The organism is Achromobacter sp. (assembly GCF_036567245.1).
Taxonomy (GTDB): Bacteria; Pseudomonadota; Gammaproteobacteria; order Burkholderiales; family Burkholderiaceae_B; genus Achromobacter.
Window position 1 is genome coordinate 1 of sequence record NZ_DATCUY010000265.1, and the last position, 13,439, is coordinate 13,439.

Consider the following 13,439-nt stretch of genomic DNA (forward strand, 5'->3'; position numbering starts at 1 on the left):
TGCTGGGCTGCGGCGCGGCCGAGGTGCAGGCCGACCGCCCAGGCTCCGCCTGGAAACTGGCGCAGCGCTACCGGGCCTGGGTCGTCTTGAAGGGCGCCGGCACCGTAGTCTGCTCGCCGGACGGCGATCTGCGGGTCAACACCAGCGGCAATCCGGGGCTCGCCACCGCCGGAACCGGGGACGTATTGGCAGGCATGCTGGGCTCGCTGATTGCCCAGCAATTGCCCTTGGACCAGGCCGTGGCCGGGGCGGTGTGGCTGCACGGCGCGGCGGCCGACGCGCTGGTCGCCCAGGGGGTCGGCCCCATCGGACTGACCGCCGGAGAGCTGGCGGACGCCGCCCGCGCCCTGCGCAATCGCGGCTAAGTCCCTGGAGAATAAACATTTTTACAACATATAGGGGTTTACCCTAAAAATAGCATTGCATAGAGCCTAGGGTTATCCCTATAATGGTTTACACCAAGACGAAACGGACTGGAGCAAACCATGAGCGAACTGACCCTGAACCACACTGCCCGCCTGACCGATGCGCTGGAGCGCGATCTGCTCCGCGGCGCCCTCGAGAACCAACCCAATTCCCATCCGCTGACCGGCCTGAAGAAAGCCGGCCAGGCCGTAGTGGCAGCTGTTGCCGCCGTGTTCTCCTTCATCGACGAAGTGAACGAATCGATGAACAAGGCTCGCGCCGCCAGCTCGCGCTTCTCCGGTTCGCAGTGGTAAGCCCTGCCGCGCTGGCCTGAGTCGCGATCGATCTCCCGCGATTCAGCCTGGCGCGACCCCGCCGCAACGCCCGCCGGTTTCCCGGCGCCCCTTGCGGCGGTTCTTCGGCGCCCTGTCCCTCACCCGGGCGCCATCGCGCCGCGCAGGCCTCCAGACGAGGCAGCGCGGCGCCCTCATTTCCCCTCCCTCTCAGCGTTTTCCCTAGCGCTGCGCTTGCCATTGCGCATTGACAGTGCGCGAAGCCCCTACCGATAATCGGCCCCTTGCCGTCGTGCCCGGCGCCAAAACCCCCTGAGCCCCTTCCAGGCGACGCCGCCCGCGCGGCTGGCGCAGGCCGGTTTACACGCAGGCGCGATCCGGTTCGTTTCCCATCCGGAGTTGTCACCATGAAGTTGCGCACCACCCTGGCCCTTGCGGCCGCCGCCATTCCCTTGGCCGCCGCCCAAGCCCAGACGCTGAAGATCGGCCTGTCGGCCGAACCCACCTCGGCGGACCCCCACTATCACAAGATGACGCAGAACGACGCGTTCTCCGCGCACGTCTACAGTTCGCTGGTGGGCCGCAGCGCCGACATGAAGCTGGTGCCCGCCCTGGCCACCTCCTGGAAGACGCTGGACGACCAGACCTGGGAATTCAAGCTGCGCGACGACGTCAAGTTCTCCAACGGCAAGCCCTTCACGTCCGAGGACGTGCTGTTCACCATCTGCCGCACGCTGAACAACGAAACCAACGTGTCGCAGTCCTATATGGACATGACCAAGCGCATCACCGACGTGCAGACGCCGGACGCGCACACCGTCATCATCAAGACCGGCGAACCCTTCCCCCTGATGCCCGCCGAACTGGCGCGCTCGCTGCCCATCGTCTGGAACGGCATCGTCGAACACGGCAAGCTCACCTTCGACCCCAAGAAGGGTTGCGGCGTGACCGGCGCCTGGCCCACGGTCGCCGACTTCAACAATGGCAAGGACGCCATCGGCACCGGCCCGTACACCCTGAAGTCCTACGTCAAGGGCACCGGCATCGAGCTGGTCCGCAACGAGAACTACTGGGGTCCCAAGCCCTACTGGAAGGAAGTGAAGTTCGTGCCGGTGCCGTCCGCCGGCCCGCGCCTGACCGGCCTGCTGTCGGGCGACTTCGACATGATCGAAAACCCGGCCGCCCGCGACCTGCCGCGCCTGAAGGACAACCCCAAGTTCGGTTTCGTCGCCACCCCGTCGACCCGCCTGGTGTTCTTCCAGCCGGACGTGGGCCGCAACCCCAGCCCCTTCGTCAAGAGCGCCGACGGCAAGAACCCGCTGCAAGACCTGCGCGTGCGCAAGGCCATTTCGATAGCCATCGACCGCAAGACCATCACCGCCCGCATCATGGACGGCATGGCCACCCCGGCCTTCCAGTACATGCCCGACGGCATGTTCGGCGCCCTGCCCAAGGCCCCGGAAATCAAGTACGACCCGGAAGGCGCCAAGAAGCTGCTGGCCGAAGCCGGCTACCCGAACGGCTTTGAACTGACGCTGTCGTCCACCAACGACCGCTACGTCAACGACGGCCAGGTAGCGCAAGCCGTGGCCCAGTACCTGGCCCGCGTCGGCATCAAGACCAATGTGGACGCCATGACGGCCTCCATCTACTTCCCCAAGCGCGCCAAGCGCGAGTTCAGCTTCTCGATGGGCGGCTGGCCGGCGGAAACGGGTGAAGCCTCGGCGCTGTTCCAGCTGTGGGTGGCATCCCTGGATTCCCCCAACAGCCTGGGCACCAGCAACTACGGCGGCTTCAGCAATGCCGACTTCGACAAGGTCTACAAGCAGGCCATCGTGACTGTCGACGCGCCCAAGCGCGAGAAGCTGCTGCAGGAATCCACCCAGATCGCGCTGGACAACGTGCCGCTGATCCCGCTGCACTTCGAAAGCAGCATCTGGGCCTTCCGCAAGGGCATCACCTACGAAGGCCGCCGCGACCAGTACACGCTGGCCACCTCGGTCACGCCTGAAAAGCAATAATCAGGTTCGCCTGAACAGACGAACGGCTGCCTCTGGGCAGCCGTTTTTTTTCGCAGGCCTCTTCGTCCTTGCCGGGCTACACCGCCGGCCTGCCCTGCAGCGCGTCATCCAGTTCCCGGGCCAACAGTTCGACAAAGGCCTCCGCCGCGGGCGGCAGCACCCGGCCCGGCATGACCTGGATCTGCAGCGTGCGCGATTGCAGCTCGGCATTGGAAATCGGAACGGCGACCAGCTCGTCGCGGCGCAGGCTCCAGGCCACCGAGATGTAGCCGCTGAGCATGATGGCGTCAGACCCGAACACAAAGCCGTGCAGCGGCGAGGAATCGTTGCAGGTCAGCGCCGGCTCCAGCTGCACCGATTCCAGCGCGCAGCCCATCTCGAAGAGCTGGCGTGTGGTGGTGCCCGGCCCGGTCAGGGCCAGCGGATACTGGCTGAGATCCTGCAGGCTGACGCTGGCGCGGCCCGCCAGCGGATGGTCGGCCGCCATCACCGCATGCACTGGCGCGCGGCGCGAATAGCGCGGGCTGACGCCGCCGATGCGTTCGGCGATGAAGACCATGCCCAGCTCCACGCTGCCTTCGGCGACGCGGCGGCTGACTTCGGCCGGCGAACCCACATAGAGGTCGAAACGGATGTTGGGCCAATCGCGCCGGAAGCGCGCCATCACCGAGGGCAGGAAAATCCGCGCCACGCCCTCGACCGAAGCCACCCGGATCTCATTGCGCGCGGTGCCCTTGATGGCGGCGATCTCCTGCAGCACGGAATCGGCTTCCAGCATGGTGCGGCGGGCATGCGCCAGCAGCAGCTGGCCCGCTTCGCTCAGGACCATGCCGCGCGCGGCGCGCTCGAACAGCGGCGCCCCCGCCTCTTCCTCCAGCTTGGCGATCTGCCGGCTGATGGCCGACACCGCGACATGCAGGCGCTCGGACGCGCCGCTCAGGCTGCCCGCCTGGGCAACTTCCAGAAAGTACTTCAGGGCAATGCCATGCATGCCAGCCCCTCGCGGTTCTCAAAGAATGGGAATGGGGAACAAGCTTTGCCTTTTCTGCAAAGCTCGCGATAAATATTCTAATTGTAGAGAAAGCAGCCAAGCTCCTAGAATTCGCCCAATACTCGAAGGCGGCGTGCGTCTGACGCGCCCCATATATAAGGGAAAACCCGTGCTAGCAGCCCTATTCAGCGCCCGCCGCGCCGCGGCGCCTGCTCATACCGGCTGCTAACCGCCACCCCAGCGCCATCGCCTATACAATCCCGTCGCTTCATCGGAGTTCCCATGCCTACGCCCGCCCCCGCGTCCATCCCGCGCCCATTTCTACTTGCCTGTCCGGACTTGTCGGCGGAGCGGACGGGTAATACGGATACCCCGGGGGTCTGGCACTTCGACTCGGGCGTGCCGGGCAAGCGCGTCATGCTGAGCGCGCTGATCCACGGCAATGAACTTTGCGGCGCCTGGGCGCTGAAAGAGGCGCTGGCTGCGGGCCTGCGGCCGCGCCGCGGTTCGCTGACGCTGGCGTTCTGCAATCTGGCCGCGTTCGACCGCTTCGACCCCGCCAACTACGCGCCCGCGCGCTTCGTCGACGAAGACATGAACCGCGTCTGGAGCGACGACAAGCTGGGCCTGCCCATCAGCCAGGAACGGCGCCGCGCCGCCGAGCTGCGGCCCTGGGTCGAGCAGGCCGACTGGCTGCTGGACTTCCATTCGATGAGCAATTCCGACGTGCCGTTGCAGCTGACCGGCATGGAACAGCGCAACATCGACCTGGCGCTGGCGCTGGGCAATCCCGCCACCATCATCGCCGACGCCGGCCATGCCGCAGGCGTGCGCATGCGCGACTACGGCCGCTTTGGCGAAGCCGGCGACAACGGCACCCGTTCCCTGCTGATCGAATGCGGCTTCCATGGCGCCCCCGAGGCGCGCGGCGTCGCCGTCGACCAGATGGCGCGCTTCCTGGTGGCAGCGGGCGCCGTGGACAATGACGACCTGCCGGCAGCCTGGTTCATCCCCGCCGCAGCCCCGCAGCGCGCACTGCGCGTGACGCATGCGGTCGCCGCCAAGAGCGCCGACTTCCGCTTCGCCCAGCCCTGGAAGGGCCTGGAAACGCTGGCCGCGGCCGGCACCCTGATCGGCTGGTCCGAAGGCGAGCCCGTCGTCACGCCCTACGACGATTGCGTACTGATCATGCCGTCCACCGCCAATCTGCGGCCCGGCGTGACCGTCGTGCGGCTGGCGCAGCCCATCGCCTGAAGACCCGCGGCGGCCCGCCAGGGACGCCGCCCCGCAACACAAGACCAATACAACAAAGGGACAAATCCATGTCTGCCCAGACGCTCTACCGCAGCATGCTCATGGCCTGTGCCATGGCCGCCTGTACGACCGCGGCCATCGCGCAGGATGCCTCCGGCACCCTGAGGATCGGCCTGTCGTCCGAGCCGACGTCCATGGATCCGCACTACCACCAGGCCACGCCGAACGATGCGATGACCTCGCACATGTTCGAGACGCTGGTGGGGCAGGACGCCAAGATGAACCTGATCCCGCGTCTGGCCACGGCCTGGAAGCCGGTGGACGACACGACCTGGGAATTCACGCTGCGCGAGGGCGTCAAGTTCTCCAACGGCCAGCCCTTCACGGCGCAGGACGTGCTGTTCACGTTCTGCCGCGTGGTTAACAACGAGCAGTCCATCAGCAGCTCGTATCCGTCCATCGTCCAGAAGTTCGCCGACGTGCAGCTGCGCGACGGCAACACCCTGGTGATCAAGACGCGCCAGCCCTATCCGCTGTTGCCCAACGACCTGACCCGCATGGGCATGCTGTGGAACGGCATCGCCGAGCACGGCCCGATCAGCTTCGACCTGAAGAACAAGTGCGGCGTCACCGGCGCCTGGCCCACGGTGGCCGACTTCAATACCGGCCGCTCGGTGATCGGCACCGGGCCCTACACCTTGAAGAGCTACGTCAAGGGCACCGCCATCGAACTGGCGCGCAACGACGCCTACTGGGGCGACAAGCCGGCCTGGGCCAACGTAAAGATGGTGCCCGTGCCGGCCGCCGGTCCGCGCCTGACCGGCCTTCTGGCAGGCGACTTCGACCTGATCGAGAACCCGGCCGCGCGCGACGTGAAGCGCATTTCGGAAACGCCGGGCTTCGGCCACGTCATCACGCCCTCGGTGCGCGTGGTGTACTTCCAGCCCGACGTGGCGCGCAGCCCCAGCCCCGGCGTCAAGGCAGCGGACGGCAAGAACCCGCTGCAAGACGCGCGCGTGCGCCGCGCCATGTCGCTGGCCATCGACCGCAAGACCATCGCCGCCCGCATCATGGACGGTGCGGCCACGCCGGCCAACCAGTTCCTGCCGGACGGCATGTTCGGCACCCTGCCCAACCCGCCCGAGCTCAAGTACGACCCCGCCGCCGCCAAGAAGCTGCTGGCCGAGGCCGGCTATCCAAACGGCTTCGAGCTGATCGTCTCGTCCACCAACGACCGCTACATCAACGACGCCCAGATCTCGCAAGCGGTGGCGCAGTACCTGTCGCGCGTAGGCATCAAGACCACGGTCGACACCATGACGCGCTCGGTGTACTTCCCCAAGCGCGCCAAGCGCGAATTCAGCTTCGCCATGGGCGGCTGGTCGTCCGAAACCGGCGAGGCTTCGTCCTTCCTGCAATACTGGGTCAGCGCGTTCGACAAGGAACATGGCCTGGGCACCAGCAACTACGGCGGCTATGACAATCCCGAGTTCGACCGCGTGTTCAAGCGCGCCCTGGTCACCGTGGACCCGGCCGCGCGCGAAAAGCTGCTGCAGGAATCGCTGACGCTCGCGCTGGCCGACCTGCCCAGCATTCCCCTGCATTTCGAAAGCAGCATCTGGGCGTTCCGCAAGGGACTGACCTACGAAGGCCGCGCCGACCAGTACACCCTGGCCATGTCGGCCAAGCCCGCCAAGTAAGACCCTACGCGGCGCCCGCAACCCCTGAGCCCACCAAGGAAATCATCTCGTGGCCTTGTTCATCCTACGCAGACTGATACAGAGTCTGTTCGTGCTGCTGGCCGTATCGGTCGTGGTCTTCTTCGCGGTCTATGCCGTGGGCGACCCGATCGAACTGCTGGTCAGCCCCGAAGCCAGCCAGGCCGCGCGCGAGGCGATGATCGCCCGCCTGGGCCTGGACCTGCCGGTGTGGCAGCAATACACAGGTTTCCTGTGGCGCGCGCTGCACGGCGACCTGGGCACTTCCTTCGTGCACGGCATCCCCGCCATCGAACTGATCGTGCAGCGCATCCCCGCCACGTTCGAGCTGGTGATCGTGGCCATCCTGCTGACCTGTGTGTTCGGCATTCCGCTGGGGCTGATCGCCGGCCTGTACCGCGACCAGCCGCTAGGCCGCGGCATCATGGCGTCCTCGGTGCTGGGCTTTTCGCTGCCGAACTTCTGGCAAGGCATGATGCTGATCCTGCTGTTCGCCGTATGGCTGGGCTGGCTGCCGGCCACCGGCCGCGGGGACACGGTCACCGTGCTGGGCGTGCGCCTGTCGATCCTGACGGCGGACGGCTGGTCGCACCTGATCATGCCGGCCATCAACCTGGCGCTGGCCAATATCGCGCTGGTGCTGCGCCTGACGGCCTCGGGCGTGGTCGAAGCGCGCAGCCAGGACTACGTGAAATTCGCGCGCGCCAAGGGCGTCAAGCCCGGCCGCATCGTACGCCGCCACATCCTGCGCAACATCCTGATCCCCGTGGTCACCGTGATCGGCATGGAATTCGGCACCCTCATCGCCTACTCCACCATCACCGAAACCGTGTTCGCCTGGCCGGGCATGGGCAAGCTGCTGATCGACAGCGTCTACCAGCTGGACCGCCCGGTGGTGGTGGCCTACGTGATGCTGGTCACCCTGATCTTCGTGATCATCAACCTGGTTGTGGACATCCTGTACGCCACGCTCGACCCGCGCGTGCAGCTCGTGACTCCCGCTCAATAATCCGCCATGGCTCAAACTCCCAATTCCGGCCGCACCCGCACCGTCCAGCCCCTGGCTGAGACGCCCCAGCGCGCCTCCATCCTGAAGAAACTGCACGCGCGCCCGACGCTGCGCGGCTCCGTCATCGCACTGGCCATCCTGATCGTCCTGGTGATCTTCGCGCCCTACTTCGCGCCGCAGAACCCCTACGACCTCGCCAACCTCTCGCTGATGGACGGCCGCCTGGCGCCGCGCCAGGCGCTGATGGACGGCAGCATCGCCTGGCTGGGCACCGACGACCAGGGCCGCGACATGCTCAGCGCCATCCTGTATGGCCTGCGCATCAGCCTGATGGTGGGCCTGTCCGCCGTGGTGCTGGCCACCGCCGTGGGCGGCGCCATCGGCCTGGTGGCCGCCTATGTCGGCGGCGTGGTCGATACGGTGCTCATGCGCATCGTCGACTTCATCCTGGGCTTTCCAACCATCCTGGTGGCGCTGGTGCTGCTGGTGGTGCTGGGGCGCGGGGTCGACAAGGTGATCCTGGCTTTGGTGCTGGTGCAGTGGGGACACTATGCGCGCATCATGCGCAGCCGCGCCCTGCAGGAACGCCGCAAGGAATACGTCGAAGCCGCCGCCAACCTGGGCTACCCGGCCTGGCGCATCATGCTGTACCACCTGCTGCCCAACTGCCTGGGTCCCGTCATGGTGTTCGCCACCATCCAGATCGCGACCGCGATCGCCTTGGAAGCCACGCTGTCGTTCCTGGGCGTGGGCGTGCCCATCACCGAGCCCTCGCTGGGCCTGCTGATTTCCAATGGCTTCCAGTACCTGCTGTCGGGCGACTACTGGATCAGCCTGTTCCCGGGCATCGCCCTGCTGGTACTGATCCTTTCTATTAACATCGTGGGCGACCGCCTGCGCGAAAGCCTGGACCCGCGACGAGCATGAGCGAAATACTCTTAGACGTGCGCGGCCTGCGCACCGCATTCCATACCGAAGCCGGCGCCTGGCTGGCGGTCGACGGCGTCGACCTGACCGTGCGCCGCGGCGAGATCGTCGGCCTGGTCGGCGAATCGGGCTCCGGCAAATCCGTCACCGGCTTCTCGCTTCTGGGCCTGATCGACCCGCCCGGGGAAGTGGTGGACGGCGAAGTGAAGTTCAAGGGCACGGACCTGCGCAAGCTGAGCGAAGAGCAGATGCGCCAGCTGCGCGGCAACCGCATCGCCATGATCTTCCAGGATCCCCTGATGACGCTCAATCCGGTGCTGCGCATCGGCGAGCAGATGATGGAAGCCATCCTCACCCACGAAGACGTTTCGCGCGCCGCAGCCGAAGAGCGCTGCCGCGAGGCGCTGGCCATGGTCGGTATCCCCTCGCCCGAAAAGCGCCTGAAGAGCTACCCGCACGAATTCTCGGGCGGCATGCGCCAACGCGTGGCGATCGCCATTGCCATGCTGAACAAGCCCGACCTGATCATCTGCGACGAGCCGACCACGGCGCTGGACGTCACCATCCAGGGCCAGATCCTCTACCGCATGCAGGAGATCTGCCGCGAGCACAACACGGCGCTCATCTGGATCACCCACGACCTGGGCGTGGTGGCCGAATTGGCCGACCGCGTGGCCGTGATGTACGCCGGCCGCATCGTCGAAAGCGGTCCGGTCGAGCAGGTGCTGGACGCGCCCCGCCACCCCTATACCAAGGGCTTGCTGGATTCCATGCCCGGCGCCACCCAACCCGGCGCGCGCCTGCACCAGATCAACGGCATGGCGCCCAGCCTGGCCGGCCGCCCCTCGGGCTGTCCATTCCGGCCGCGCTGCACCAGCGCGGTCACGCGCTGCACCGAACAAGCCCCCACCGTTACCACCGAAGGTCCGCGCAGCTACCGCTGCTACGTGCCGATTACCCGCGAGGCCCAGCCGGTATGAGCCAAGCCGATACTCCCGTCATCGAGCTCAAGAACGTCCACAAGCGCTTCGAGCAGCGGCCCGACCTGGCCCAGCGCATCCTGGCCCTGACCGGCCGTCCCATCGACCGCCGCACCGTGTACGCGGTCAACGGCGTGGACCTGGCCATCAAGCGCGGCGAAGTCGTCGGCCTGGTCGGCGAGTCCGGCTGCGGCAAGTCCACGCTGGGCCGCGTCGTCGCCGGCCTGCACGGCCAGAGCGAAGGTGAGCTGCTGTACCAGGGCCAGGAAGCGCGCCGCCTGCGCGGCGCCGACAAGCTGGCCTATACGCTGGGCGTGCAAATGATCTTCCAGGATCCGCAAGCCTCGCTGAACCCGCGCCAGCGCCTGCGCCAGATCCTGGGCGAATCGCTCAAGGTCCACAAGCTGGCGCCTGCCGCCCAGATTCCCGCGCGCATCGACCAGGCGCTGCAGGAAGTCGGCCTGGACCCTGAGTACCGCGACCGTTTCCCGCACCAGATCTCGGGCGGCCAGCGCCAGCGCATCGGCATCGCCCGCGCGCTGATGGTGGCGCCGAAGTTCCTGGTCTGCGACGAGCCCGTGGCCGCGCTGGACGTTTCCATCCAGGCGCAGGTGATCAACCTGTTCATGGACCTGCGCGAACAGCACGGTTTCACGTATCTGTTCATCAGCCACGACCTGGGCGTGGTCAAGCACATCTCGGACCGCGTGGCGATCATGTACCTGGGCAAGATCGTGGAAATCTCCACGTCGGCCGAGATCTTCGCGCGCGCCAACCATCCCTACACTCAGGCCCTGATGGCCGAAGTGCCGGACGTGGGCCGCCGCGGCCGCAAGTTCACGCCGATCAAGGGCGAGATCCCGTCGCCGCTGAACCCGCCGCCGGGCTGTACCTTCAATCCCCGCTGCCCCCACGCCATGCCGCGCTGCCGCGAGCAGGCGCCGGTCCTGAAAGAAATCTCGGCAGGCCACTGGTCGGCCTGCCACCTGAATGAGGCGAACGCCTGATGAAACCCTCCGACATGTCCAACGTCGACCGCATCGCCATCGAGCTCGGCCATGCCGGCCGCAACGCCATCCTGTATGTGGACGAGGATCGCAACTCCGACCGTCCCTTCAAGCTGCAGACCTACCGCCCCTACGGCTACACGCCGGACCGCCCGGTGGTCATCGTGCAGCACGGCGTGCTGCGCAACGGCGACGAATACCGCGATTTCTGGGTGGAAGCCGCCGACAAGCACAAGCTGCTGATCGTGGCGCTGACCTTCTCCAACGAGATCTGGCCCGGCGTGGAAAGCTACAACAACGGCCGCGTGTTCTCGGCCGGCGGCAATCCGCGCCACATCGACGGCTGGACCTACGCGCTGGTGGGCAACGTCATCAAGGACCTGATCGCCGGTGAAATCACCGACGGCCAGAATATCTACCTGTTCGGCCACTCCGCCGGCGGCCAGTTCGTGCACCGTCTGATGAGCAGCCAGCCGCACGCGCCCTTCAAGGCCGTGGCCGCGGGCAACCCGGGCTGGTACACGCTGCCGACCTTCGACCACCCCTTCCCCGAAGGCATGGACGGCGTCGGCTTGACCGAAGAGCACCTGGTCAAGCTGCTGGCCTATCCCATGACCATCCTGGCGGGCGACCAGGACATCGCCACCGACGATCCCAACCTGCCGTCCGAACCCGCCGCCATGCGCCAGGGCCCGCACCGCTTTGCGCGCGCCCAGAACTACTTCGAGTTCGGCCGCAAGGAAGCGGAGCGCCGCGGCGTGCCGTTCGGCTGGACGCTGCAGGTCGTGCCCGGCATCGGCCATGACGGCCGCGCCATGTCGGCCGTGTGCGCCAGCCTCTGGTTCGACGGCAAGATGCCCGACGACGCCGAGTTGGCCCGCCTGGCCGGCCAGCAGGTCGCCTGATCGCTCCCCCTTTTTCGTTGCAGATATCCGTTACCGCCATGTCCAACACTCAGAGCACTGAACAGATCGTCGCCGGCATCAAGAGCTGGCTGCAATGCGAATCGCCTTCGAACTTTCCCGAAGGCATTGCCGCCATGGCGCGCATCATCGCCGACTACGCCGCGGCCGCCGGCCTGACGGTGGAGCTGTCGTCGCTGGGCCCGACCACGGGCCCGCTGCTGTACGCGACCAACCGCGCGCCCGGCGACACGCGCCCCGGCATCCTGATCCTGGCGCACATGGACACGGTGCATCCGGTGGGCACGCTGCTCGAAAACCCCGTGCGCATCGAAGGCGACCGCCTCTACGGCCCGGGCGGCTACGACATGAAGGCCGGCATCTACCTGGCGCTGTCGGCCTTGTCCGGCGTGGCGCGCCCCGGCGCGACCCAGCTGCCGGTGGACTTCCTGGTGGTGCCCGACGAAGAAACCGGCAGCCACGCCTCGCGCACGCACATCGAACGCTTCGCCGCCAACGCCAAGTACGCGCTGGTCTGCGAACCGGCGCGCCCCAATGGCGGCAAGTGCGTCACGGCCCGCAAGGGCACCGGCATGCTGAACCTGAACGTCAAGGGCCGCCCGGCCCACGCCGGCATGCAGCATGAGAAGGGCCGCAGCGCCATCCGCGAAATGGCCCACCAGGTGCTGGCGCTGGAAGCCATGACCGACTACGAGCGCGGCATCACCGTCAGCGTCGGCACCATCGCCGGCGGCACCGTGACCAACACCGTGCCGGCGCTGTGCCGCTGCGTGGTCGACTTCCGCGTGCCCGACATGGGCGCCGCCGAAGACGTGCTGCGCCGCATGCGCGAGCTGTGCGCCGTGGGTCCGGACGTCGAACTGGACATCGACGTGGAACTGAACCGCCCGCCCATGGTGAAAACCGAAGCCGCCGCCGATCTGCTGGCGCTGGTGCAGGGCTACGCCGAACGCGCCGGCTTCCTGCTGGAAGACGCGCCCATGACGGGCGGCGGCAGCGACGCCAACTTCACGTCCGCCATGGGCATCCCCACGCTGGACGGCCTGGGCGCCGACGGCGACGGCGCGCACACCTTGAACGAGTACATCCTGGTTTCGACGCTGGAACAGCGCATGAAATTCTGGGAACTGCTGCTGAAAGAACTGGCGTAAACAGCCCTTGCCGTCACCGATAGCCGTCCGCCGGCAGTTGCCGGCGTGGGTGTTCGCCGCGCATGCCGTGTTCGCGGCAAGCGCCGCGCACGCAACTGCCGGGCAGGGCGAACCGGCCCGCGACCTGCTTGCCAACCGGCCGACCAGTCCCGCACCGGCCCAGCCGGGCTGGCTGGTCGCCGTCGACAATTGGCAGACGCTGGAAGGCGGCGCCAATGTAGCCCGCATCAAACAACGCACCACCGGCGTGTACGGCGGCGGCGAATTCGATGCAGGCGCCGGCTGGCGATTGGGCGGCGCGCTGGGCGCCACCCGCAGCCGAGTCAACATCGACGCGGCCGACGCCCGGCTGGACGTCTACAGCTATACCGCCGGAGCCTACGGCAAGAAGTCGTTCAGCGCCGGCCCCGGCAAGCTGAACCTGCTGGCGGCCGCTTCCTACTCGTGGCACGACATCGACACCCGCCGGCATTTCGAGATGCCCGGGATTCCCCGCCAGACCCTGACCGCCGACTTCAGCGCCTACACCGCACAGGTCTTCTCGGAACTCGGCTACGAGCTGGCGCTGTCGCCAGGCGCCACCCTTGAGCCGTTCGCAGGCGTGGCCCTGCGCAACGTGCGCACCCGCAGCTTCAGCGAGTCAGGCGGCTCGACCGCACTCTCGGCGGGCGCAGGGCGCATCCGGCAGACCACCACCACGCTGGGCCTGCGCGGCCAGACCGGCTTCGCGCTCGGGCCCACCATGGGCCGGCTGCATGCG

General features: G+C 67.1%; 13 protein-coding genes. 12 read left to right on the forward strand and 1 reads right to left on the reverse strand.

Going from position 1 to position 13,439, the window contains the following annotated elements; translation table 11 throughout:
* The 3 genes from VIR09_RS11670 to VIR09_RS11680 form a co-directional block, all read left to right on the forward strand.
* The coding region (locus VIR09_RS11670) for an ADP/ATP-dependent (S)-NAD(P)H-hydrate dehydratase (protein WP_332013021.1) at positions 1-365 on the forward strand (365 nt) is incomplete at its 5' end.
* A 120-nt stretch (positions 366-485) separates the two neighbouring features.
* Positions 486-719 (forward strand): hypothetical protein, encoded by a 234-nt coding sequence (locus VIR09_RS11675; protein WP_013391153.1) that lies wholly within the window; start codon positions 486-488, stop codon positions 717-719.
* Between the two features lie 386 nt (positions 720-1,105).
* Positions 1,106-2,719, forward strand: a complete 1,614-nt coding sequence (locus VIR09_RS11680; RefSeq protein ID WP_332013022.1) for an ABC transporter substrate-binding protein — start codon at positions 1,106-1,108, stop codon at positions 2,717-2,719.
* A 76-nt stretch (positions 2,720-2,795) separates the two neighbouring features.
* Here the strand turns inward: VIR09_RS11680 and VIR09_RS11685 are convergent, their stop codons facing one another.
* Entirely contained in the window at positions 2,796-3,710 is a 915-nt protein-coding gene (locus tag VIR09_RS11685; RefSeq protein WP_332013023.1) for a LysR family transcriptional regulator, read from the reverse strand.
* 282 nt (positions 3,711-3,992) lie between these two features.
* Between VIR09_RS11685 and VIR09_RS11690 the strand changes: the two genes are divergently transcribed.
* The 9 genes from VIR09_RS11690 to VIR09_RS11730 form a co-directional block, all read left to right on the forward strand.
* Positions 3,993-4,964 (forward strand): succinylglutamate desuccinylase/aspartoacylase domain-containing protein, encoded by a 972-nt coding sequence (locus VIR09_RS11690; protein WP_332013024.1) that lies wholly within the window; start codon positions 3,993-3,995, stop codon positions 4,962-4,964.
* Between the two features lie 68 nt (positions 4,965-5,032).
* Positions 5,033-6,664: an ABC transporter substrate-binding protein gene (locus VIR09_RS11695; protein WP_332013025.1), complete on the forward strand. Its 1,632-nt coding sequence runs from the start codon at positions 5,033-5,035 to the stop codon at positions 6,662-6,664.
* 49 nt (positions 6,665-6,713) lie between these two features.
* The gene (locus VIR09_RS11700) at positions 6,714-7,691 is read left to right on the forward strand and encodes an ABC transporter permease (protein ID WP_332013026.1); all 978 of its coding nucleotides are present in this window, start codon (positions 6,714-6,716) and stop codon (positions 7,689-7,691) included.
* Positions 7,692-7,697: 6 nt separating this feature from the next.
* The gene (locus VIR09_RS11705; RefSeq protein ID WP_332013027.1) at positions 7,698-8,618 is read left to right on the forward strand and encodes an ABC transporter permease; all 921 of its coding nucleotides are present in this window, start codon (positions 7,698-7,700) and stop codon (positions 8,616-8,618) included.
* On the forward strand, positions 8,615-9,598 hold the full coding sequence (locus VIR09_RS11710; protein ID WP_332013028.1) for an ABC transporter ATP-binding protein: 984 nt from the start codon (positions 8,615-8,617) through the stop codon (positions 9,596-9,598). The genes VIR09_RS11705 and VIR09_RS11710 overlap by 4 nt, the downstream gene beginning before the upstream one ends.
* Positions 9,595-10,605 carry an oligopeptide/dipeptide ABC transporter ATP-binding protein gene (locus VIR09_RS11715; protein WP_332013029.1) on the forward strand — a complete coding sequence of 337 codons (1,011 nt, stop codon included), beginning with the start codon at positions 9,595-9,597 and terminating at the stop codon, positions 10,603-10,605. The genes VIR09_RS11710 and VIR09_RS11715 overlap by 4 nt, the downstream gene beginning before the upstream one ends.
* Positions 10,605-11,510, forward strand: coding sequence for an alpha/beta hydrolase (locus VIR09_RS11720; protein ID WP_332013030.1), 906 nt, complete (start codon positions 10,605-10,607; stop codon positions 11,508-11,510). The genes VIR09_RS11715 and VIR09_RS11720 overlap by 1 nt, the downstream gene beginning before the upstream one ends.
* 38 nt (positions 11,511-11,548) lie before the next feature.
* Complete coding sequence (locus VIR09_RS11725; protein ID WP_332013031.1) at positions 11,549-12,679, forward strand: M20 family metallopeptidase; 1,131 nt, start codon at positions 11,549-11,551, stop codon at positions 12,677-12,679.
* Between the two features lie 7 nt (positions 12,680-12,686).
* Positions 12,687-13,439, forward strand: a 753-nt coding sequence (locus VIR09_RS11730) for an autotransporter outer membrane beta-barrel domain-containing protein (RefSeq protein WP_332013032.1), incomplete at its 3' end; no start/stop codon positions are given.

Excerpts from the sequence above, each read along its gene's own strand:
- VIR09_RS11675 (WP_013391153.1), top strand. The coding sequence starts at position 486 with ATGAGCGAACTGACCCTGAACCACACTGCCCGCCTGACCGATGCGCTG.
- VIR09_RS11680 (WP_332013022.1), top strand. The coding sequence starts at position 1,106 with ATGAAGTTGCGCACCACCCTGGCCCTTGCGGCCGCCGCCATTCCCTTG.
- VIR09_RS11685 (WP_332013023.1), bottom strand. The coding sequence starts at position 3,710 with ATGCATGGCATTGCCCTGAAGTACTTTCTGGAAGTTGCCCAGGCGGGC.
- VIR09_RS11690 (WP_332013024.1), top strand. The coding sequence starts at position 3,993 with ATGCCTACGCCCGCCCCCGCGTCCATCCCGCGCCCATTTCTACTTGCC.
- VIR09_RS11695 (WP_332013025.1), top strand. The coding sequence starts at position 5,033 with ATGTCTGCCCAGACGCTCTACCGCAGCATGCTCATGGCCTGTGCCATG.
- VIR09_RS11705 (WP_332013027.1), top strand. The coding sequence starts at position 7,698 with ATGGCTCAAACTCCCAATTCCGGCCGCACCCGCACCGTCCAGCCCCTG.
- VIR09_RS11710 (WP_332013028.1), top strand. The coding sequence starts at position 8,615 with ATGAGCGAAATACTCTTAGACGTGCGCGGCCTGCGCACCGCATTCCAT.
- VIR09_RS11715 (WP_332013029.1), top strand. The coding sequence starts at position 9,595 with ATGAGCCAAGCCGATACTCCCGTCATCGAGCTCAAGAACGTCCACAAG.
- VIR09_RS11720 (WP_332013030.1), top strand. The coding sequence starts at position 10,605 with ATGAAACCCTCCGACATGTCCAACGTCGACCGCATCGCCATCGAGCTC.
- VIR09_RS11725 (WP_332013031.1), top strand. The coding sequence starts at position 11,549 with ATGTCCAACACTCAGAGCACTGAACAGATCGTCGCCGGCATCAAGAGC.